17 protein-coding genes are annotated in these 19,491 nt (G+C 48.8%); 12 read left to right on the top strand and 5 right to left on the bottom strand.

Annotated elements, in window-relative coordinates; all coding sequences use genetic code 11:
* Positions 1-120: 120 nt before the first annotated feature.
* On the top strand, positions 121-1,269 hold the full coding sequence (cfa, locus tag LA337_12355; GenBank protein UBI14002.1) for a cyclopropane fatty acyl phospholipid synthase: 1,149 nt from the start codon (positions 121-123) through the stop codon (positions 1,267-1,269).
* A 41-nt stretch (positions 1,270-1,310) separates the two neighbouring features.
* Here cfa and LA337_12360 read toward each other — a convergent pair whose 3' ends face one another.
* Complete coding sequence (locus LA337_12360; protein ID UBI14003.1) at positions 1,311-1,958, bottom strand: riboflavin synthase subunit alpha; 648 nt, start codon at positions 1,956-1,958, stop codon at positions 1,311-1,313.
* Between the two features lie 217 nt (positions 1,959-2,175).
* Between LA337_12360 and mdtK the strand changes: the two genes are divergently transcribed.
* The gene (mdtK, locus tag LA337_12365) at positions 2,176-3,549 is read left to right on the top strand and encodes an MdtK family multidrug efflux MATE transporter (protein ID UBI14004.1); all 1,374 of its coding nucleotides are present in this window, start codon (positions 2,176-2,178) and stop codon (positions 3,547-3,549) included.
* A gap of 38 nt (positions 3,550-3,587) precedes the next feature.
* On the opposite strand, the gene LA337_12370 is transcribed toward mdtK, so the two are convergent.
* On the bottom strand, positions 3,588-4,286 hold the full coding sequence (locus LA337_12370; protein ID UBI14005.1) for an RluA family pseudouridine synthase: 699 nt from the start codon (positions 4,284-4,286) through the stop codon (positions 3,588-3,590).
* A 133-nt stretch (positions 4,287-4,419) separates the two neighbouring features.
* Here LA337_12370 and LA337_12375 point away from each other — a divergent pair, with 133 nt between their 5' ends.
* The 7 genes from LA337_12375 to LA337_12405 all read left to right on the top strand — a co-directional run bounded on the left by LA337_12375 (position 4,420) and on the right by LA337_12405 (position 10,820).
* The gene (locus tag LA337_12375; protein ID UBI14006.1) at positions 4,420-5,211 is read left to right on the top strand and encodes a PhzF family phenazine biosynthesis protein; all 792 of its coding nucleotides are present in this window, start codon (positions 4,420-4,422) and stop codon (positions 5,209-5,211) included.
* Between the two features lie 36 nt (positions 5,212-5,247).
* Positions 5,248-5,556, top strand: a complete 309-nt coding sequence (locus LA337_12380; GenBank protein ID UBI14007.1) for a monooxygenase — start codon at positions 5,248-5,250, stop codon at positions 5,554-5,556.
* Between the two features lie 241 nt (positions 5,557-5,797).
* Positions 5,798-6,193 (top strand): RidA family protein, encoded by a 396-nt coding sequence (locus LA337_12385; protein ID UBI14008.1) that lies wholly within the window; start codon positions 5,798-5,800, stop codon positions 6,191-6,193.
* A 27-nt stretch (positions 6,194-6,220) separates the two neighbouring features.
* Positions 6,221-7,189, top strand: coding sequence for a threo-3-hydroxy-L-aspartate ammonia-lyase (locus LA337_12390; GenBank protein ID UBI14009.1), 969 nt, complete (start codon positions 6,221-6,223; stop codon positions 7,187-7,189).
* A 124-nt stretch (positions 7,190-7,313) separates the two neighbouring features.
* The gene (locus tag LA337_12395) at positions 7,314-7,955 is read left to right on the top strand and encodes a PAS domain-containing protein (GenBank protein ID UBI14010.1); all 642 of its coding nucleotides are present in this window, start codon (positions 7,314-7,316) and stop codon (positions 7,953-7,955) included.
* A 424-nt stretch (positions 7,956-8,379) separates the two neighbouring features.
* On the top strand, positions 8,380-8,874 hold the full coding sequence (locus tag LA337_12400) for a molybdopterin-dependent oxidoreductase (GenBank protein ID UBI14011.1): 495 nt from the start codon (positions 8,380-8,382) through the stop codon (positions 8,872-8,874).
* A 17-nt stretch (positions 8,875-8,891) separates the two neighbouring features.
* Complete coding sequence (locus tag LA337_12405; GenBank protein UBI14012.1) at positions 8,892-10,820, top strand: EAL domain-containing protein; 1,929 nt, start codon at positions 8,892-8,894, stop codon at positions 10,818-10,820.
* A 139-nt stretch (positions 10,821-10,959) separates the two neighbouring features.
* On the opposite strand, the gene LA337_12410 is transcribed toward LA337_12405, so the two are convergent.
* Together LA337_12410 and LA337_12415 are read right to left on the bottom strand one after the other, a co-directional pair.
* Positions 10,960-11,919, bottom strand: coding sequence for a DUF523 and DUF1722 domain-containing protein (locus tag LA337_12410; GenBank protein ID UBI14013.1), 960 nt, complete (start codon positions 11,917-11,919; stop codon positions 10,960-10,962).
* 149 nt (positions 11,920-12,068) lie between these two features.
* Positions 12,069-13,019, bottom strand: a complete 951-nt coding sequence (locus LA337_12415; GenBank protein UBI14014.1) for a bifunctional helix-turn-helix transcriptional regulator/GNAT family N-acetyltransferase — start codon at positions 13,017-13,019, stop codon at positions 12,069-12,071.
* Between the two features lie 386 nt (positions 13,020-13,405).
* Here LA337_12415 and LA337_12420 point away from each other — a divergent pair, with 386 nt between their 5' ends.
* Positions 13,406-14,416: a DUF4365 domain-containing protein gene (locus LA337_12420; GenBank protein ID UBI14015.1), complete on the top strand. Its 1,011-nt coding sequence runs from the start codon at positions 13,406-13,408 to the stop codon at positions 14,414-14,416.
* A 330-nt stretch (positions 14,417-14,746) separates the two neighbouring features.
* Here LA337_12420 and LA337_12425 read toward each other — a convergent pair whose 3' ends face one another.
* Positions 14,747-16,051, bottom strand: a complete 1,305-nt coding sequence (locus LA337_12425; protein ID UBI14016.1) for a hypothetical protein — start codon at positions 16,049-16,051, stop codon at positions 14,747-14,749.
* A 366-nt stretch (positions 16,052-16,417) separates the two neighbouring features.
* Here LA337_12425 and LA337_12430 point away from each other — a divergent pair, with 366 nt between their 5' ends.
* Together LA337_12430 and LA337_12435 are read left to right on the top strand one after the other, a co-directional pair.
* Positions 16,418-17,527 (top strand): AI-2E family transporter, encoded by a 1,110-nt coding sequence (locus LA337_12430; GenBank protein UBI14017.1) that lies wholly within the window; start codon positions 16,418-16,420, stop codon positions 17,525-17,527.
* Positions 17,528-17,646: 119 nt separating this feature from the next.
* A complete protein-coding gene (locus LA337_12435) occupies positions 17,647-19,431 on the top strand; it encodes a diguanylate cyclase (GenBank protein ID UBI14018.1) in 1,785 nt (594 codons plus the stop codon).
* The last annotated feature ends 60 nt before the right edge of the window (positions 19,432-19,491 follow it).

The raw sequence follows: 19,491 nt of genomic DNA on the forward strand, positions 1-19,491 counted from the left end.
TTCCTCTGTTCTACGTCGGATTATAGATTCGCGGATTAATTCCGTGAGATTTCTCACAAAGCCCAAAAAAGCGTCTACGCTGTTTTAAGGTTCTGATCACCGACCAGTGATGGAGAAGCTATGAGTTCATCGTGTATAGAAGACGTCAGCGTACCGGATGATGACTGGTACCGCATCACCAATGAATTATTGAGCCGTGCAGGCATTACCATTAATGGCCCGGCACCGGCGGATATTCGCGTAACAAACCCCGATTTTTTCAAACGCGTATTACAGGAAGGATCGTTAGGGTTGGGTGAAAGTTATATGGATGGCTGGTGGGAATGCGACCGGCTGGACATGTTTTTTAGTAAAGTCCTGCGCGCGGGTCTTGAAAACCAACTCCCCCGCCACTTTAAAGATACGCTACGTATCGCCACGGCCCGCCTGTTCAATTTACAGACCAAAAAACGTGCGTGGGTCGTCGGTAAAGAACATTACGATTTAGGCAACGACCTTTTTACCCGCATGCTGGACCCTTATATGCAGTATTCCTGCGCCTACTGGAAAGATGCCGACACCCTGGAATCTGCCCAGCAGGCGAAGCTAAAAATGATTGCTGAAAAGCTGCAGTTGAAGCCAGGAATGCGGGTGCTTGATATTGGCTGCGGCTGGGGCGGTTTATCCCAGTTTATGGCATCACAGTATGGCGTTAGCGTAGTGGGTGTGACCATTTCGGCAGAACAGCAGAAAATGGCGCAGGCGCGTTGCGCGGGGCTGGATGTCACCATTTTGCTGCAGGACTACCGAGACCTGAACGACAAATTTGATCGCATTGTCTCCGTGGGCATGTTTGAGCATGTGGGGCCGAAGAACTACGCCACCTATTTTGAGGTGGTCGATCGTAATTTAAAACCTGACGGTCTCTTTTTGCTGCATAGCATCGGCTCCAAAAAGACCGACAATAACGTTGACCCGTGGATCAATAAATATATCTTTCCGAACGGCTGTTTACCGTCAGTTCGCCAGATAGCTAACGCCAGCGAGCCACATTTTGTGATGGAAGACTGGCATAATTTTGGCGCGGATTACGATACAACGCTGATGGCCTGGCACGAGCGTTTCATGAGATCCTGGCCCGAAATCGCCGATAACTATACCGAACGTTTCAAACGGATGTTCAGCTATTACCTGAACGCCTGCGCCGGGGCGTTTCGTGCTCGTGACATTCAGCTATGGCAGGTGGTATTTTCCCGCGGCGTTGAACACGGTCTGCGCGTTCCCCGCTAATCGTTATCGCCCCCGAGCCAACGGGGGCTTGACACTCAGGCTTACGCTCCCGATTCGCCCGTGACGTGACTGATGGCGCTTTCACGCGCCGCCAGCACACGCTCAACGGTATCAACCACCGCCTGAGTCTGAGGGTCAATTTCAATGTTGACCCGCGCGCCCAGCTTTTTCTTGCCAAGCGTCGTACGCTCCAGCGTTTCCGGGATCAAATGCACACAGAAGCGCGTCGGCGTCACTTCACCGACCGTCAGGCTGATACCGTCAATACCGATAAATCCTTTGTACAGGATATATTTCATCAGCGATGGATCCTGAACCTTAAACCACACCTGTCTGTTGTTCTCAGAGGTCAGAATTTTCGACACTTCGGCGGTAGTCATAATGTGGCCCGACATTAAATGTCCGCCAATTTCATCGCTGAATTTTGCCGCCCGCTCAACGTTGACCAAATCACCGACCTTCAGGTCACCCAAATTGGTGATGCGCAGCGTTTCTTTCATCAGATCAAAGCTGATCTGGTTACCGTTAATTTCGGTGACCGTCAGGCAGCACCCATTGTGAGCAACCGATGCGCCAGTCTCCAGCGCATCCAGCATATATTCAGGCAACTCCACGACATGCGTACGAAAATTTGGTTTTTCATCAATGGACACCAATTTCGCGGTGCCCTGCACAATACCCGTAAACATACTTCAAACTCCTGAACTCAATTAAGACATCTCTGCACAGCACAATAGCAGGTGGAAATTCAGGTTGCCAGCGATGCGCCGCGCCTGCCTGTTTTTTCACTGGAGAATTACGTATTCCTCGCTACAATAGACTGAAATTTCCCCTGCATTTTCTCCTTGCTGCCAGATAAGGCGGCTTTTTTAGTCTCTCAAATAACAACAATATAGTGGTGTACACGTGCAAAAGTATGTAAGTGAAGCGCGTCAGTTATTAGCTCTGGCAATTCCGGTGATTCTTGCGCAAATCGCTCAAACCGCAATGGGATTCGTTGATACCGTCATGGCGGGCGGATACAGCGCCACGGATATGGCGGCCGTCGCCATTGGTACGTCCATTTGGCTGCCGGCCATTCTGTTTGGTCACGGACTACTGCTGGCATTGACGCCGGTAATTGCGCAACTCAATGGTTCCGGACGCCGGGATCGAATCGCCCATCAAATACGCCAGGGATTCTGGCTGGCGGGCAGCGTATCCATTCTGATAATGGTAGTGCTGTGGAACGCAGGCTACATTATTCACTCCATGCATAATATTGACCCGGCGCTGGCGGATAAAGCCGTCGGCTACCTGCGCGCGTTGCTGTGGGGGGCACCTGGGTATTTGTTCTTCCAGGTAGCCCGTAATCAGTGTGAAGGTCTGGCCAAGACGAAACCGGCGATGGTGATGGGATTTCTCGGCCTGCTGGTGAACATTCCAGTTAACTACGTTTTCATTTATGGGCATTTAGGCATGCCGGAACTGGGCGGCGTGGGCTGCGGCGTAGCTACGGCTGCGGTTTACTGGGTGATGTTTATCGCCATGCTGTCTTACGTAAAACGCGCACGCTCGATGCGCGATATTCGTAATGAGCGTGGTTTCCAGAAACCGGACACCGCCGTAATGAAACGTCTGATTCAACTGGGTTTGCCTATCGCGCTGGCGCTATTTTTCGAAGTGACGCTGTTTGCGGTGGTGGCGCTGCTGGTTTCCCCGTTGGGGATTGTCGACGTAGCCGGACACCAGATCGCACTGAACTTCAGCTCGTTAATGTTCGTTCTGCCGATGTCTCTGGCTGCAGCCGTCACCATTCGTGTCGGTTATCGTCTGGGCCAGGGATCGACACTGGATGCGCAAACTGCCGCCAGAACGGGTCTGGGTGTCGGGGTCTGCATGGCGATGGTAACGGCGATTTTCACCGTGACATTCCGCGAGCACATAGCCCTGCTCTACAACAATAACCCGGAAGTAGTCGCTCTGGCGGCGCAGCTCATGTTACTGGCCGCGGTGTATCAGATATCGGACTCTATCCAGGTTATTGGCAGCGGTATCCTGCGTGGTTATAAAGATACGCGTTCCATTTTCTTTATTACCTTTACGGCATACTGGGTGCTGGGTTTGCCAAGCGGTTATATTCTGGCGCTTACCGATCTGGTCGTTGACCGGATGGGACCGGCGGGATTCTGGATGGGCTTTATTATCGGCCTGACCTCTGCGGCGATACTGATGATGCTGCGCATGCGGTTTCTACAACGCCAGCCGTCAGCAGTTATTTTACAACGCGCCGCGCGATAACCCCATAACAGCCGCCATCTGGCGGCTTTTTTACCGCTTCAGAAGGGGCTGGCGTTTTCGGCATTCACCCACTGTTTGTGGACAGGATGCCTGAAATGCAACTCACTGGCATGCAGCATCAGCCGCGGGGTTAGTTCAGTGCCTGGCAGTAGACGCCCGCCATACAAATCGCACCCCAAAATAGGATGCCCCAACTGTTGACAGTGGATCCGTAGTTGATGGGTTCGCCCAGTTTCAGGCGTCAGTTGTACGCGCGTCAAGGGGAGTAAAGTCCCCTCCTCCAGGGGGTGATAAAAGCGCTCAATAACCTGATAGCGCGAGCGGGCAGGTTTGCCGTTAATAGCGCAAATCGACATCAGTGGAAACAGCGCCGGGTCTTTGGCAATCGCTGCGTCGATAATCCCTTCATCGTTTTCCAGATGTCCGCATAACAGCGCGCTGTAAACCTTAGTGACCGTACGCTGGCTAAACTGCTGGCAAAGCGCGGCATTGATAGCCTTGTTGCGGGCAACCACCATCAGCCCTGAAGTCCCAAAATCAAGCCGATGAACCAGCGTGCAGTCGGGGTAAATCTGTACCAGCCGGTAATGTACCGAATCAAGATTCTGCGGATTTTTCCCCGACAAGCTAAGCAGCCCGCTGGGTTTATTGATAAGCACCAGGTGCTCGTCCTGATAGAGGATCTCTATCTCGTCATGACAAGGTGGGGCAATGAAGGTATCGAGGATCGTAGACATGAGCGGCCTGGATAAAGTGTGGGAACGGATGATAACGAATTTTGACCAGCCAGGCGAATCGGCGCGCTTAACCCATGGCAATCATTGCATGATAGAGTGTGGATTATCCCGAGTGCGATGAGAGGGTTACACAGTGCAACAAATCGATTTTTACATGGTAGATGCCTTTACCACCACGACGTTTGGCGGTAATGCCGCAGCAGTCTGTCCGCTCGTTGACTGGCTGCCCGATGAAACATTATTAAAAATGTCGCAGCAGCATAACCAGTCTGAAACTGCTTTTTTTGTCGCCAAGGAAAATGGCTTTGAGCTGCGTTGGTTTACCACTCAGGGAGAAATCAATCTGTGTGGGCATGCCACTCTGGCCGCCGCGCATGTCATCTTTGAACATCTGGATTACCCGGACACTACCCTCCATTTTGCTACCCGGTTTGTGGGTCCGCTGACGGTCACACGCAGCGGTGAATGGCTGACGCTTGATTTTCCGGCCTGGCAAAGTGAACCTGTCGAGCCGTCCACCTTATTGTTGGAAACATTAGGCATCACAGAATACAAAGAGGTGCGCGTCGCACGCGATTACATGGTGGTGCTGGAGAATCAACAGCAGGTTGAGGCTGTGCGCCCAAACATCCACGCCATGCTTCCGCTGGGGAAAATGGTTTGTATCACCGCACCGGGTGATGGGGAATACGATTTCGTCAGCCGTTTCTTCTGCCCGGGCGAAGCCGTTGCGGAAGACCCCGTCACAGGCTCGGCACATAGCATGCTGATCCCTTACTGGGCTGCAAAACTGAACAAAACACAGATGCTGGCGCGCCAGGTCTCGGCACGCGGCGGGGATTTACGCTGCCAACTGACAGGAACGCGTGTTTACATCGGCGGACAAGCTGTAACTTATCTGACGGGTCACGTGCTGTTGCGCTAACAGCCTTACCCGAATTAACCCATCCATGGAGGATTTATGTCGAACAAACTCGTACAGATACACTTTGATTTTCATGGTCCGTTTGGGGCTGAGATGTCGAATCAGCTCGTTGAATTGGCCGAGTCAATCAACCAGGAGCCGGGGTTCATCTGGAAAATCTGGACCGAAAACGCAGCAAATAATGAAGCGGGTGGCATCTACTTGTTCCAGGATGAAAACACCGCGCTGGCCTATATCAAAAAACACACGGCTCGCCTGAAGCATTTAGGCGTGACAGACGTGACGTTCAAAATCTTCGATATCAATGAACCATTAAGTAAGATTAACCACGGTCATATCGGCTAATATTTTCCCCCAGACGCCCCACTTCGGGGCGCTGCTACACTCTCCTGCCGTCCCCCTCATCAAAAGCCCCCCTTTTCGCCACCTCACGATGGCGATATAGCGTGTGCCGCGTTTGCAATAGTTCACAAAATTATCACCCGCGAAAACTACCACTAGCCGAAAGCAGTATGAAAGCGTATAAATAAGACAAACAGTATTATTTTATACAAAGTGAATCACCATCAGCTACAGGAGATTTCTTATGTCCGTGGACATTACATTGAACTCATCTGCCGGAAGCTTCCCGCCAGCAGGTCATTACTCGCACAGTACAACGGCTGGCGGCTTCGTCTTCATTTCGGGGCAGTTGCCGGTTACTTTTGATGGCGAGAAAAAAGCGGATGCCTCTTTTGAAGATCAAACCCGACTGGTACTCAAGAATATTGATGCTTGTCTGGCGGGTGCTGGAGTTTCCCGTCAGCATCTGGTGTCTGTTCGCGTCTATGTGACGGATATGAACCAGTGGCCGACGTTTAACAAAATCTATGGAGAATGGATCGGTGATTTCCGCCCATCCCGTGCCGTAGCAGGCGTTGCTGAGCTTCATTATGGCTTCGCGCTGGAAGTTGAAGCCATTGCGTTGGCCCCACAAGCGTAACGTTTAACGACATACAGGTGAACAACAATGACTGAAATGACACTGCCAGATTATAACGATGTGGCCGCTGCGGCAGAACGCATCGCCGATTATGCCAACAGAACGCCGGTGATGACCTCCCGAACGGTTAATGAAGAATTTGCTGCTGAAGTTTTCTTCAAGTGCGAAAACTTCCAGAGAATGGGCGCGTTTAAATTTCGCGGCGCCATGAATGCGTTGCGCCAGTTCACCCCGGAGCAACGCGCTGCGGGCGTCGTTACTTTTTCTTCCGGCAACCACGCGCAGGCCATTGCCCTGTCGGCAAAATTGTTGGGGATCCCGGCGACCATTATCATGCCGCATGATGCCCCGGCAGCTAAAGTTGCCGCAACAAAAGGCTATGGCGGAAATGTGGTGATGTACGATCGCTATAGCGAAGATCGTGAAAAGATTGGCCGGGACCTGGCAGAAAAACACGGGTTGACGCTAATCCCGCCTTACGACCATCCGCACGTGATTGCGGGCCAGGGCACCGCCACAAAAGAGCTGATTGAGGAAGTAGGTCAGTTAGACGTTCTTTTCGTGTGTCTGGGCGGCGGCGGGCTGCTTTCAGGATCCGCACTGGCAGCGCGACATTTGTCTCCTGACTGCATCATCTATGGCGTCGAGCCCGAAGCAGGAAATGATGGTCAACAGTCGTTTCGCAGCGGCAAAATTGTTCATATCGATACACCTAAAACCATTGCTGACGGCGCTCAAACTCAACATCTCGGGAATATTACGTTTCCAATTATCCAGCAAAACGTGAACGATATTCTGACTGTCTCAGACGATGAATTAGTCGCCTCAATGAAATTTATCGCTGAACGAATGAAAATTGTCGTGGAGCCGACCGGTTGCCTGGGTTTCGCCGCCGCCAGAGCGCGTAAAGCTGAACTGCGTGGTAAGAAAATCGGCATTATCATCAGCGGTGGCAACGTGGATATCAGCCGTTACAGTGAATTCCTTGCCGGGTGATCGAAAAGGTATCTGCTAAGCGGATACCTTACTATTGTCTGTACATTCCCGTCTGGAAAAGCGGGCCCAGCTCACTGTAAACTGCTCGCAATCGTGGCAACAGGCATCACCGCAGGAGACTGGCATGCCAAAAACCGACAACAACTCACTTCTCTGCCAAATTGATACTATCGCCAGGGGCTTGAGTGAGACCTTTTCTCCATTTTGCGAAGTGGTGGTTCATGATCTCAAAAATCCTGAACATGCCATTTTATCCATCCATAATAACCTGTCAGGACGTGAACCCGGCCAGCCGGCAACAGAGCTTGGCCTGGCCAGAATCGCATCGCCTGAATTTCCCAGTATCATTGCCAACTACAGCAACCAGTTTGCCGATGGCCGCCCGGTGAAAAGCACGTCCATAGGCATCAAGGATGAAAAAGGCATATACGTAGCAGCACTGTGTCTGAATGTGGATATGACGCTGTTTCGTGGCATGCAGAGCGCCCTCGCGCGTTTTACTGAAACCGCAGACTCGCCTGTTAAGGAACATATCGATCCTGGTAGTAATGAAGTCATCCGCCAGCGTATCGATGACTTTGCGGCTAAGCGCGCCACAACGGCCCGCGCCCTTAAACCTGAAGACCGTAAGCGACTGATTCAACAATTACGCAAAGACGGTTTGCTTAACGTACGAAAATCTATGGATACCGTCGCGCAGCATTTGGGCGTTTCCAGGGCTACCGCTTATCTGTATGCCCGTCAGTCAGTTCAGGCGGGTGAATAAACGGGTTCAGATAGACCACACTTGCCGCAGCATAGAATGTCTGCTCTTGATTACCGACACGAAGCGCTCCCGCTATACTAAGGGCGGCTTCGTGCCCGATTTCGTGTCCGATATAGTTATCCACCAGTAAACAACCAAATCCCGCTGCAGTGAAAAAATAAACCTTTATTTTCGTGCGTATTTATTGGCGCTGAGTAAATAGATGACTTATTTTTGTACGTACACAGTGAAATTTAGCTTTACTCAAATAACACCACCAGCATTGCTAATGCTTCACAATAGAACAAATAACAACTAACCCACTGATTTAAAAGAATTTAAAAAATACTGAACTTATTGCACCAATAATACCTATGCAATATATATAAATAGCGTGATATCTAAATTATAATTCTTTTACATCCGGCTGATTGGTGAGGTAAGAATGCGGTTAATGGTCATGTTGGTAAGCTTTGTACTCTCCACCCAGCTTTGGGCAGGTGAACTTTCCAGGCCCACCGGTAAAGTTCTTTTAACGCTGTCGGGTAATATTGAAAATACAAATGCTGATGGGAAAGCCGTTTTTGATACCGCCAGCCTCGAGAAGCTCGGCATGGTCAGCTTCCAGACCACCTCCCCTTGGTATAATGGACGCACTACTTTTACGGGTATTCCACTTCAAAAAATCATGGATTATGTCGGGGCGAATGGCTCTGTTGTGAAGGTCACTGCGCTCAATGACTACACCACCGTTATCCCTCTCAGTGATTTCAAAAAATACAATGCTATCCTTGCTTTAAAAATCAACGGAAAATATATGCGCATCCGTGACAAAGGCCCGCTATTCATTGTGTACCCCTATGACAGCATGCCAGAACTGAATAATCAGATTTATTATTCAAGGTCTGCATGGCAGGTCAGTAGTATGGATATTGAGTAAGCGTTCAGAGGAACATCATGAACAGAATACTGGCTGGCATCATCTTTTTTCTTTTTATATCTACCGGGTATATCTCTTTCCTCGTACATGAACGACAACAAGAGCTACAGAAACTGACTCATTACACCGATTCCTGGTCTGCTGCTCAGTTGGTATCACAATATTACCGATTTGAATCGTTGCTTGGTCTTTACACTATCGATGATACGATGAATCTCGATGATGTACGTATGCGTCTCGACATTATGCTCAGCCAGAGTGATTTGATAAAAGAAGGTGACCTGGGGCGCTACATAGAAAGCAATATAGCCCACCGTGAGCTGGCGGTAAAACTTGAAAATACTCTTAGTTATCTGGATGTTAATCTTGAGAGTATGAATCGTTCAGCACTCCAGGCATATCTGAAAAAAATGCATGCTCTGGATGCACCACTTGGCCGTCTTTCATCCGGTGCCTTAAACAAGGATGTTAACTCGATCAATAACGCCAACCAAAAAATTCAAACGCTGTACTATATTTACTCAGCTACCTCTGTATTGTTGATAATACTCAGTGCGATTCTGGGCGTGCTCATTTTCTATCAAAACAGAAATATTCTGCGGGCGCACCTTCAGGTCAAGAGTCTGGCCCAAGAACTGCAGAAATCTAAAGAAAAGCTACAAATCCAGAATGCTAAACTGGAATATGACGTCTACCATGATTCTCTTACCGAGATGAATAACCGCCAGCTATTCTGGAGCGATTTAAATAAAACAATCGAGATAGCAGAAAAAAATAACGATGCTGTGACCGTGATGTTGTTCGATTTAGATCGATTCAAAGAGGTAAATGATACGTATGGTCATGATGCTGGTGATATGTTATTGCGCCAGATATCAGACCGTCTGATTTCGATGAGCCTGACTTCGGATACCCTGTATCGCTTAGGAGGGGATGAGTTTGCGTTTCTGTCGAGCGGTCTGACAGAAAGCCGGGCCGTTTCACGAGCCCAGAAAATAAGTGATTTTATCAGCCAGCCCTACACTATTTACAACACGATTATCAACATAACTACCTGTGTTGGCATCGTTATCTCAGAAACTGAACGTCGCTCCGACTATCTTTATAAATTTGCCGATTTGGCCCTGTATGAGGCCAAAAATGAAGGCTCAGGTAAGATAAAAGTCTTTCGGCAACGCATGTTAGAAAAGCTGCAAGAAAGCAGAACGCTTGAGCATGATATGGCATTGGCAATAGTGAACAAAGAATTCGTGGTCTATTACCAGCCTATTGTCGATTCTTTCAGCCAGAAAATTTACAGCTATGAAGCGCTGATTCGCTGGATTCATCCTCTAAAAGGTCTGCTGTCGCCTGATAGCTTTATTCCTGTTGCTGAAAAAACAGGAATGATTAATGAGATGGGGAAAGCGGTGCTTGAAATTGCCTGCAGGGAGGCGGCGTGTTGGGCGGTTCCGGCTAAGATTTCGGTCAATGTCTCCCCTGTTCAGCTAAGCAGCAAAGGCTTTGCCGGCATCGTGTTAACCATTCTGAAAGAAACAGGACTTCCACCGGACCGCCTCGAACTGGAAGTGACAGAGTCTTCTCTCTTTACTGAGAGTACGACACCAATGAACACGCTTAATAAGCTCAGAGCCCTGGGCGTGAAAATTTCCATCGATGATTTTGGTACCGGATACTCGTCTCTTTCGCGCCTCAGCAGACTTGCCTTCGATAAAATCAAAATAGACAAATCCTTTGTGCATTCGATATCCACACAGGAAGACGCCCTTAATATCATCAAACTGATCACCGGCATGGCGAAATCCCTCAATATGAAGGCTGTCGCAGAAGGTGTTGAAACGCAGGAGCAACTTGAAAGTCTTCAGGCACTGGGCTGCGATTTTGCACAAGGATATCTGTTTGGCAAACCTCAGCCTTGCATTGATGAGGAAATCAGAAACGGTTAAATCACGGACGACACATTTACTCGTGGATACAGGGCCGCGTTTTTTCTCATCTGCATACCGCGAGCGTTATCCCTGCGGGATCGCAAGGATAACCTTCGCAAACATGGTTATATCGGCCCCATGTTGATTCGCTATCAGGCTACTTGATCATCAACCGTAGTGCTAAATCATTCGGATAAGGATCAAAATAGTTCTGGGTAAGCAAATAGCTGTCCGGGTATTCAGCAAGATAGTGCTTGAGTAGCGTCAGTGGCGCCAGTATTGGCAGCAGCCCGCCGCTATAGTTGAGGATAACGTCACGTAACTCTCCGCGCTGGCGGGTGTTTAACCGATCGCGGAAGTAGCCCTGGATATGCATCAGTACGTTGGTGTGATTTTTCCGCGAGGCGGGCTTTTTAAGGATTGCCATGAGCTTTTCGCGATAAGCCACAAAAAAAGCGTCCAGATCATCCCACTGATGGAGCGATGCAACGAATGGACCAATCTCCCGGTAACCTGCCTGGTGATGGGCCAGAAGCTGAAGCTTATAGCGACTGTGGAAATTGAGTAAGCCGTGACGAGTAAGACCATCGGCCCGCAGCCTATTAAGCTCATGTAACGCGAACACTCGCTCGACAAAGTTCTCCCTCAGCACTGGATCGTGCAAACGGCCATCTTCTTCGACTGGCAACCACGGGTAGCTTTCCATCAATGCGCCGGTAAACAGGCCAGTGCCCTCTTTTCGGCCACGATTTCCTTTTTCGTCATACAACCTCACTCGCTCCATACCGCAGCTTGGTGATTTAGCACAGACAATAAAACCCGACAGACCGCCAAGTCCATCGATATATGAAGCAGCGAAATCGGACATTTTATCGGTGACATCCTCACCTGGCGCATGGCTAAAACACATGCGGATATTCCCTTGTGCGGTTTGAACCAGGCGCAACGCGGGACGTGGTACAGGCAAACCGATGGACATCTCCGGGCAGACAGGTTTGAAAGTCACCCACTGAGCCAGCTCATCCATCACAAACCCCATCCGTTTATGCCCACCGTCGAAACGCACGGCTGAACCGGTTAAACATCCACTAATCCCGATGACAGGTTGAGTGTTCATAACGACCCCCTCGTTTATTGACGACCCTTTTCGGGAAAAAACATAACGGTTTCACTATTAAATCATAGCGTACGTTATCTGCTGTGAGTTCAACTGATAGATGCAAGTGCTCAAAAAATCCTGGCCGCCAGGGGAAGTGGTTAGCGGTTTTAAGATGCCTTTCGAGTGAACTGTTGCTCAGTAATAGTATTACCCCATTGATCGCCTTCCCATTCTTTCGATAATTCAAATCCGAATGATTCGTACAATCGTCTTGCCGCAGTAAGTTTATTAAATGTCCACAATTGAACCGAAGAGAATCTCTGCTCATCACAAAATCTCATCGCTTCGCCAATAAGTTTTCTACCCAGTCCGCTGCCACGACACCCATCGTCAAGGATGAACCAGCGCAGATGCGCCTCATTATTCCCCAGATCCTCACCGTCAATTGCAACTGAGCCGACTATGCGCTCATTCACGATTGCCAGCCAAATCTGATTACATGGCTTGTCCAGGCGACCAGAAAAATCAGCAAGACCTGCGGCAACCTTCCCTTCAAAAAAACTGCCGAAGTTATGTTCTCTGGCGTAATAGCCGCCGTGCATTTCAGTAATACGACCTATCATACCGGGATGATAACCCGTGACTATTTTTACGCTGTTACGCAGGTTACCCTCGTTTCTTTCACGACAGGCTTTCAACGCGTTGGCATAGGAAGAAAGACCTTGTAATACAGCTTGCTGTGTAAACGGATCGAGCTTACCAAGTGCTGCTCCGACACGTTCGTCAGCATAAGTATTGATGCTATGTACGGTCTCCATGCCCTTCCCGGTAAGGCTTAGCCGTTTTGTCCTCGCATCTTCAGCAGAAGGAGCTTCTTTAAGCTCTCCGGCTTCAACAAGTTTAGCGAGCATGCGGCTAACGCTGGACTTCTCTAGCCCCAAGATCTGGACCAATTGAGCGGCTGTCAATGACCCATGTGTTTCAATTTCAAGCATGGCGTGAACTGCTGAAGGAGGATAGTCGGTTGCAGCCAGGTTTTGGTTCATGAACCCAAGCTCTCGCACCATTAAGCGTGATGCCGCACGTATGTTTTGTATGTTACTTAGTTCAGAAATCATGAGCATTACCCTGCAACAATAGTTGCATCATACAACCATTGGTGTGAGGAATTTGTCAATCCCTTATTCTATATCCGCTTCCCGCTCGAAGTAGACCTTGCGATGCATCAGGCTGTCCGTTTCGTGCCAACAGCAGACATTCATGACCTTTTGCCAGGTTACAATACGGTACTGATTAGATAGGTTCACATCTAGTGGCTACTAATGCCAATTAAACGAGTCAACTCATATTTGTAGTTTAAAAAAATATCTGTTATACCATATAGCTTATGGTGATTTTTCAAAGTAGCAATGTATTACCTTGCTCTTTGAGTTTAAAAAGACAGGTTTAATTGTTATTAAGCCTGGGTGCCAGGAATAATAACAGAATATTTATTAAGGTGAACATGGACTTCCCAAAACGAATTAAAACACATATATCGGAAAAAAGTTCTTTAGATTTAGTTTCAAAATCCTTACCAAAGGAATGGATTATCCGTGAAATGACAGAGCGAGATTATGGAATTGATTTATATGTAGAGATCGTTAAGGGAAATGGATTAGTAACAGGTGATTTAGTTGCTTTACAAGTTAAAACCACTGAAAAAATTCACTTTTCTAACGACGTTTTTAGTTTGGGTGGCATTAAAAGATCCACCTTAAACTATTGGACTGGACTTCCTGTTCCTGTTTTTGTTCTTCTTGTTAGTTTATCAAACAATAAGGTTTATTGGTGTAATATAGCACATGATCAAAGGTGCGGACATTATAAAGGATCGACAAAAACGTTCTCTTTAAGTTTTAATAGAAAAAATAACACATCCAAAGCAGGAATTGCTCTTTTTATTCTGTCTTATATTAGAGAGAAAAAGTGGCCTGAAATTGAAAGTGCTATAGAGAAGTGCCTAATGTCGTATCCTGGGCTTGGGCCTTTGTTGCTGATATGTAGTAGAAGATATAAAGATGAAATATGTTCAACGGCTATCCAATATCATCTTATACAGAACTACGAATATTATACCCTCCTTTCAAAATATTTGCTTAATAAAGAGCCTAAACCTCTATCTGAATGGTATGAAAGGAATAGAGAAATTCAGCAAATGAATGGGCACTCGTTTTCTCTTAATTTTTGTTATGCGACAGCCACGGAAATGTTAAAGGGGTTTATACGGGAATATAGAAAATGCATTATATATGCCTATGAATTAGTCACTGCACATCAAAGAGATTATTTTATGGGTAAAATGCCCTATCTGGTAGCTCATCTTGACATACGCCCTCATACTTTTGTAATGGAGGACTGGTATCCTAGATACTATTTTGATGAGTACGAAAATGAAACTCAAGATCCAGAAAAGCTGTTTTTTGAGGATTTCAATCAATTCGATTCCATGATAAATGAAATGCATAAATCATGAATATAACAAGATACTACTCTCGCTCCTTTAGCGCCGCAGAGATCATCAAAGTAGTCAAGCGCTACCACAGCTCAGAGATACAAAACTCACCTTAACGTACAATAATTTTCGATATCCAAACTGCCCCTTATTAGAGTGTCATGGACAAGAACCCAGGGATTACACTAGCCATAGTTATCGTTGTTGTATTGGGTTTTGCTGAAATCGTCAGTGCTCTCCGAAGTAGATAAGCCATAACCTCTTGGCCCCTTAGCTCAGTGGTGAGAGTTGTCGGCTCATAATCGATAGGTAGCCAGTTAGAACCCAGCAGGGGCACCGTCTCGATAAAGCCTAAGAAGTCTCCTCCCTCCTTGCGACAGCTTGTTTTCTCTTACGACGAATCGAACGCCAAATCCGCCGTACCAGCCACACAATGAAAGCAAGAAGTGGCGCATAAACCAATTTGCTTACTATTTCAGATTTGAGCACTTCCGGAATTAGAGGGCCTAAGAAACGACTGACCTTGCTCCACATGCTTTCAGTAATAATAACCTCATATTCATTGGTGATTGAAGCGTTCGGCTGGTCATTTGGTAGAACAGTGTTAACTAGAATGGTAATAGTGTGTGCACCCGTTTTGTCTGGAGTGATTCTCCATGTCCATAGTGTCGAGTAGTCTTTGTAAACCGGCTGTATAACCGTCTCGACAGGTTCCCTCCGTAAATTGTCATACAATAGCGTTGCCTGCACCTTTTTAGCTGATGCCATTAAAGGCGTCTCATCTACAATATTATGGCCTTTGACGCTAACATCCCGGATTTTATCGCGTGTAACCTTAGGATTATCCCCCTTGGTAACAGCGACAGAAACAGTAAATTGGTTGTTCAGTTCATAGGTGGCGGGGTATCCAATTGATGCCGTATATTTAATTGGCCGTTCATAGTTTGGCTCATCCTGCTCTGGCTCATTCATGGCCGAGACGATAGGGCGAGTGATTGAGCTATTTGTTGATTTAGTGGGCGCTTGCGTAACTGCTGCTGATGGAAAATCGATGTTTGTTGAGGTCTGTTGCCTTGTTGGGCGTACCGCCGACTCAACATCTGAGCGGATTATCGCGGTTGCGTCTTGGTGCCAAGGTATAGATGCTTTAGGCGTAGGAATCTCGACACCAAGTGTTTCGCCTCCAATTTGGAGCCCCGGACTATTGCGCGAGTTTTGTATCATTGGCTCTTCTTCAGAAGCTGACGTTGGAGTGCATTCTCCACATATTGAAGGCATTTCTTCAGCTACAGTATGTGTCACAATGGACGGCAGCATAGAGCTACGAGTGCTCCAGCGAGGCTTAGCATCCACAGTCACTACCGGGAGATGAACGACCCTATCTATGTTTCCAATACCAGGAGGCGTCTCGTGGGGATATTTCGACATAGCATTTTTCCCTGTCTCAATGAGATCCAGCATTTCCTCTGCAGTTCCATTCCCACGAATTATGCTACTAAGCGTAGAGCCTGGAATCGCTAATACTTCTAGCCTGGAATTATGAACCATTGATTCGGGAATAAGGCTCTTTCGATAACTATTTATTCCCCAGAATGCTGACAATATGAGACCTATCACTAAGGCAACCTTGGTGATAAACGAGAAACGCATGCTCATAAGAATCTCCGGATGGAGGCAACTTAACCATAAAATTAGTACAAATTTTGATAGTGCAAAATAATGGTTTTTAATTACCCTCCCGGCCCTTCCATCGAGGAAGCAGTGCTGACATTCCGCTGGTGGTTTATGAAGACATTACTAACATCGGGGTGTACTAATCAACAGGGAGCAGGTCATGCGAACTTCTGCTCCTCGCTCGCAGCAGACCTTCGCTGCTGACCTTTAAAAGCCAGGAAAGAACCTTCATATGACAGGGCGTCCGCTCATGCCTTGTCATCTTTCTTCTTAATATCTGCAGCTAAAGTTGGTAATTCCTCTGAACGGTTCTATAGTCGTGACTGCTTCTCATTACAGGGTTCACTAATGCGATTTAACGGACTGACTAAAGGTTTCTTCATTTTCATACTTGCCCTCGTGACCTGGGCATTCTTCGATGTATTGTCCCCCTACTTTTCCGCCATTTTGTGGGCCGCAATCCTGACCACTATCTTTAACCCGGTGAAAAACAGACTGCGCACGGCGCTTGGGGAACGCAACGGGCTGGCGTCACTGCTCACCATCGGCATCATTTGTCTGATTGTCTTTATCCCACTGATGATAATCCTCTCCTCGTTAGCTATTGAGCTGAACGTGGTATATGCCAAATTACAACAAAACGACACTCAGTTTCCCGAAGTGGTCACCGCCATTATTTCTTATCTTCCTGACTGGGCCAGAAGTTTCCTCGCAGAACATAATCTGGATAACGTCGCGCAGATTCAGAAAAAACTGTCCGACATTGTCCTGCAGGGTGGACAGTACCTCGCAGGCAGCGCGTTCCTCATTGGTAAAGGAACATTCGGCTTTGCTATTAGCTTTGGCATCATGCTGTATCTACTGTTCTTCTTACTGAAGGACGGACCGTACCTGGTGCGCCAGATTCTGGACTCATTACCGCTTTCTGATTTTGCCAAACAGCACCTGTTTGCCAAGTTCGTCGGGGTGACGCGGGCAACGGTCAAGGGCACGGCGGTAGTGGCATTGGTTCAGGGTATCCTTGGCGGCATCGCGTTTGCCATTGTTGATATCGACGGCAGCGTTCTGTGGGGCGCGCTGATGGCGTTTCTATCCCTCGTACCCGCCGTCGGCTCAGCAATCGTCTGGGTACCAGCGGCAATATTTCTCTTCGCTACGCACCAGTTGTGGCAAGGGCTGTTTATCGTAGGCTTCTTCGTGATTATCGTCGGGCTGGTGGACAATATCCTGCGCCCGCTGCTGGTGGGGAAAGACACCAAAATGCCGGACTACCTGATTCTGATTACCACCCTCGGCGGCATGGAGATCTACGGCATTAACGGCTTTGTGATTGGCCCCCTGATTGCCGCACTGTTCATCACCTGCTGGAACCTGTTTTCCGGGCGTGACCATGCAGGTAACGTGGAAGGAATCGACGAAGCCTTTATGGAAGAAGGAAAAAATCCTCCAGATTTATGATGGCAGGACGATAACAGAAGGCGGTCCTCGGACCGCCTTTTTTATTTTCACGCAAAATCATACGTTTCCTATAATTTCAATCATGCGTATTCATTAATCGTCGCAGAAGGAACTAATCAGTGCGAATTGCCACAATCACCAACTGGGCCTACAGCGCGACGGTATGTCTGACCATAGCTTCCGGCGTTGTCATGTTGATGGCCTCCAGCGCCGATAACACCGAACGCCAGGTGGTGGAGCAGCGATACCAATTCGATCAGATGACCGAAGAAGTAGAGCTCGACGCCTGGTCGCTGTCCGATCTGGCTCGCGAATATGTTATTGCAAAAGATCCTGAGGCACTTAATGCCTACCGCCAGAAAGAAGCATCGCTAAAAGCGGTGGAACAGCGGTTGTCGAAGCTAAAAGACATCGGGGCAACGGATGAAGAGCTGGCGCTGTTGCATGAAGGACTACAGATTGTTGATGCCCTGCAGGATGAACAAGCTACGGCGCTTGCCAGCGTCGCGCGCGGAGAAGAGTCGCAGGCCATCGCCCTGCTGTACGGGAAAACTTATGAACAAGAGCTGGAGCGCGCCCAGGATCGGATAGACCATTTCCGTCAGTTGCTCGACAACCGCGTACGCGACACCATTGAAGATGCTACCCAGGCATCGCGCACGCTACGTACGGCCTCGGAAGTGATGGTCGGGCTAACGGCACTGCTATTTTTGTTTGTCCTCGGCTTTATTTTAAAACGCCGCGTACTGCGCCCCGTTGTACGGCTGAGCGATGTGGTTAACCGTCTGGCGTCGCAGGATTACGCCGTGGAAACGCCCAGCTTTAACCAGATCGATGAAATCGGCGATATGGCGCAGGCGATCCGAATTTTTCGCGAAAACGGCCTGGTACGACAACGACTGGAGAAAGAACGAGATGCCGACTGGGCTATCCGCGAGCTGCTGGCGCGCATGACTCAACGTTTGCAGGGCTGCGAGAGTTTTGCCGATGTCATTAATGTGGCCGAGCTGTTTGCGCCAAATATTGCCCCGGGTATTGCCGGGCGACTTTACATACTGGACCGGGAACCCTGGCAGATGCGCTGCGTTGCGCAATGGCTTTCACCACAGGGCAAAGCAGACGCTTTCCACCCGGACGAGTGCTGGGCTGTGCGCCGTGGTCAGAGCCATCCCCCGGTGCAAGGCGAACCCGATATCGCCTGCTACCATCTGCCGGAGTCATGCCAGCAGCACACTTTGTGCGTGCCACTGATTGCCCAGGGTGAAGCCATTGGTCTGCTCTCATTCCAGAACCTCAGCAAAGATTCTGCTCCCTCACGGGCGTATCTGGAGCTGATGGCGGAAGCACTCGGTCTGGCGTTAGCCAACCAGCGCCTGCGCGATGCGTTGCTGGAGAAAGCGCTCTACGATCCGCTAACCGGACTGCGCAACCGTCACCATCTGGAAGATACGCTACGCACCCAAATGAGCCAGGCAGTACGTAACAAAGAGCCGATAAGCTGCCTGATGATCGATATCGACCATTTCAAAAATATTAACGACCGCTTTGGTCATGAGGCAGGCGATAGCGTGATAAAAAGTATCGCGGCGACTATTCAACGCGTTGTCCACGACAGCGGCATGGCCTTCCGCTACGGCGGCGAAGAATTTCTGGTGCTGCTGGCTAATACGGATGAACAGGCCGCTAACCGCTTTGCAACGGATATCTACAACGGCGTACGCGAGCTGTCGCTGCGCTTTGGCGTCTCTGACATTGGTCACGTCGATGTCTCTATCGGCGTTGCCAGTTATCCACAGCACGCCCAGAGCGACAACCTGCTGCGCGCCGCAGATGTCGCGCTGTACCGTGCTAAAGAGTTGGGACGTTCGCGCATCGTTAGCTTTGGCATGCTGGAAGCAAGCTGAGTTACGCCGGCATTACGTGCATTGCTTTACCTCTGCGCCAGGCGGTGATATGTTAACTGG

The organism is Citrobacter europaeus, assembly GCA_020099315.1.
In the GTDB taxonomy this organism is placed as follows: Bacteria; Pseudomonadota; Gammaproteobacteria; order Enterobacterales; family Enterobacteriaceae; genus Citrobacter; species Citrobacter europaeus.

Excerpts from the sequence above, each read along its gene's own strand:
- cfa (UBI14002.1), top strand. The coding sequence starts at position 121 with ATGAGTTCATCGTGTATAGAAGACGTCAGCGTACCGGATGATGACTGG.
- LA337_12360 (UBI14003.1), bottom strand. The coding sequence starts at position 1,958 with ATGTTTACGGGTATTGTGCAGGGCACCGCGAAATTGGTGTCCATTGAT.
- LA337_12370 (UBI14005.1), bottom strand. The coding sequence starts at position 4,286 with ATGTCTACGATCCTCGATACCTTCATTGCCCCACCTTGTCATGACGAG.
- LA337_12380 (UBI14007.1), top strand. The coding sequence starts at position 5,248 with ATGTCGAACAAACTCGTACAGATACACTTTGATTTTCATGGTCCGTTT.
- LA337_12385 (UBI14008.1), top strand. The coding sequence starts at position 5,798 with ATGTCCGTGGACATTACATTGAACTCATCTGCCGGAAGCTTCCCGCCA.
- LA337_12390 (UBI14009.1), top strand. The coding sequence starts at position 6,221 with ATGACTGAAATGACACTGCCAGATTATAACGATGTGGCCGCTGCGGCA.
- LA337_12395 (UBI14010.1), top strand. The coding sequence starts at position 7,314 with ATGCCAAAAACCGACAACAACTCACTTCTCTGCCAAATTGATACTATC.
- LA337_12400 (UBI14011.1), top strand. The coding sequence starts at position 8,380 with ATGCGGTTAATGGTCATGTTGGTAAGCTTTGTACTCTCCACCCAGCTT.
- LA337_12405 (UBI14012.1), top strand. The coding sequence starts at position 8,892 with ATGAACAGAATACTGGCTGGCATCATCTTTTTTCTTTTTATATCTACC.
- LA337_12410 (UBI14013.1), bottom strand. The coding sequence starts at position 11,919 with ATGAACACTCAACCTGTCATCGGGATTAGTGGATGTTTAACCGGTTCA.
- LA337_12415 (UBI14014.1), bottom strand. The coding sequence starts at position 13,019 with ATGATTTCTGAACTAAGTAACATACAAAACATACGTGCGGCATCACGC.
- LA337_12420 (UBI14015.1), top strand. The coding sequence starts at position 13,406 with ATGGACTTCCCAAAACGAATTAAAACACATATATCGGAAAAAAGTTCT.
- LA337_12425 (UBI14016.1), bottom strand. The coding sequence starts at position 16,051 with ATGAGCATGCGTTTCTCGTTTATCACCAAGGTTGCCTTAGTGATAGGT.
- LA337_12430 (UBI14017.1), top strand. The coding sequence starts at position 16,418 with ATGCGATTTAACGGACTGACTAAAGGTTTCTTCATTTTCATACTTGCC.